We start from the raw sequence: 1,351 nt of genomic DNA, 5'->3' as shown, positions 1-1,351 counted from the left end.
GATCCAGTTCGAGATGACCACGCTCTATCCCGCCGTGAGCACGGCGATTGGCCCCGACGTGATGCTCGACCTGAGGGGATACGACCGGCCCGTCACAATCCGCTCCGCCGACCGCGGCGATCTCACCACCCTGGCCATGCCCATCAAGTTCGACCACTCAGCCTGAGAACGACGACGAGGAATCTCATGACCACCACACCTGCCAGCCCCGACCCGACCATGGAAGCCATCGGCCAAGCCGTCGTCGAAGGACGGACGGGCGACATCGTTTCCGCCCGCCACAAGCTCCTGAACCTGTGGTCGGCGATCGGCGTCATCGGCGACGCGTTGCACCGTTGCTCACTCGCCCACTACCTGGCGGATCTCTACGAAGATCCCGCCCAGGCCCTCGCCTGGGATGTCCGGGCCCTGGACGCGGCCGACGCCGTTACCGAACAGCGCGTCCAGGAGCACCACGCTGGCCTCCACATCGCCGGGTTCTACCCCTCTCTCCACCTCAACCTGGCCGATAACTACCGCCGGCTCGGTTCCTTCGATGCGGCCGCCGAGCACATCAACGCGGCAAAAGAGCACGCCCCCAACCTCCCCCAGGACGCATACGGCGATTTCCTACGCATCGCCCTGGACGAGGTGGCAGAGGCGATCTCGCAGCGAGACACCGCCAAGCGGCCCTCCGCGCCCGGTCCCACTGCGTGACGCACCGGAACGCGCCCCTCACCGTCGAGGGGCGCCGTCGACTGGTCGAGCGTTGCCGGACAAGGCCGATTGCCCACGTGGCAGCCGAGATTGGGGTGTCCCAGGTGTGCGCATCGAAGGAAGTGGGTCAATCGATATCGGAGCCACGGCGAACTCGGGCTTGGAGGACCGCTCTTCTGCGCCGCACCACCAGCCGACCGCGACACCATCTGAGGTCCTCATACTCATCGAACCAGGCTGCCAGGACTGCCGCGCAGTACGGACTCGTGCACCAACTGCGCAGTATCGAGGGCATCAAGGCCACGAGCGAGGGGTCGGCCGGCCCCCGGCAACGGTGACCAGGGAGAACACACGCGTGAGCAACGACCAGCAGACCATCACCGAAGACCAGTGGCGCCAGGCCAAGCTGATCTGGGTCTACCACCAGATGCAGCACGAGGTGCGGCCCGTGGATGCGGCGATCGGGCTGGGCAGCCATGACCTTGGCGTCGCCGCCTACTCCGCAGACCTGTATCGCTCCGGGCTCTTCCCGACACTGGTGTTCACCGGTGGAAACAGCCCCACCACCGCCAAGGTCTTCCCGCGCGGTGAGGCCGTGCACTTCCGCGAGCACGCCATCGACCTCGGCGTCCCCACCGAGGCGATCCTGCTGGAG

At 66.6% G+C, this 1,351-nt stretch carries 2 protein-coding genes and 2 pseudogenes; all 4 read left to right on the top strand.

Translation table 11 applies throughout. The features are described 5' to 3' along the window. Window positions 1-166 (top strand): annotated as a pseudogene (locus ACQKIP_RS47560) (MerR family transcriptional regulator); the annotation flags it as partial. 20 nt (window positions 167-186) lie between these two features. Continuing rightward, window positions 187-696 (top strand): hypothetical protein, encoded by a 510-nt coding sequence (locus ACQKIP_RS47555; RefSeq protein ID WP_365862090.1) that lies wholly within the window; start codon window positions 187-189, stop codon window positions 694-696. Continuing rightward, window positions 693-928: pseudogene (locus ACQKIP_RS47550) on the top strand (leucine zipper domain-containing protein); the annotation flags it as partial. The gene ACQKIP_RS47555 and the pseudogene ACQKIP_RS47550, both read left to right, overlap by 4 nt. Window positions 929-1,051: 123 nt before the next feature. Then, the coding region (locus tag ACQKIP_RS47545; RefSeq protein WP_427745881.1) for a YdcF family protein at window positions 1,052-1,351 on the top strand (300 nt) is incomplete at its 3' end.

The organism is Streptomyces sp. NPDC059900 (genome assembly GCF_050270335.1).
Classification (GTDB): domain Bacteria; phylum Actinomycetota; class Actinomycetes; order Streptomycetales; family Streptomycetaceae; genus Streptomyces.
The sequence above is the reverse complement of the archived record's forward strand: the minus strand, read 5'-3'. Positions and strand labels throughout refer to the sequence as shown.

Bases quoted from the DNA above. Each gene is read 5' to 3' on its own strand.
- ACQKIP_RS47555 (WP_365862090.1), top strand. From the start codon at position 187: ATGACCACCACACCTGCCAGCCCCGACCCGACCATGGAAGCCATCGGC.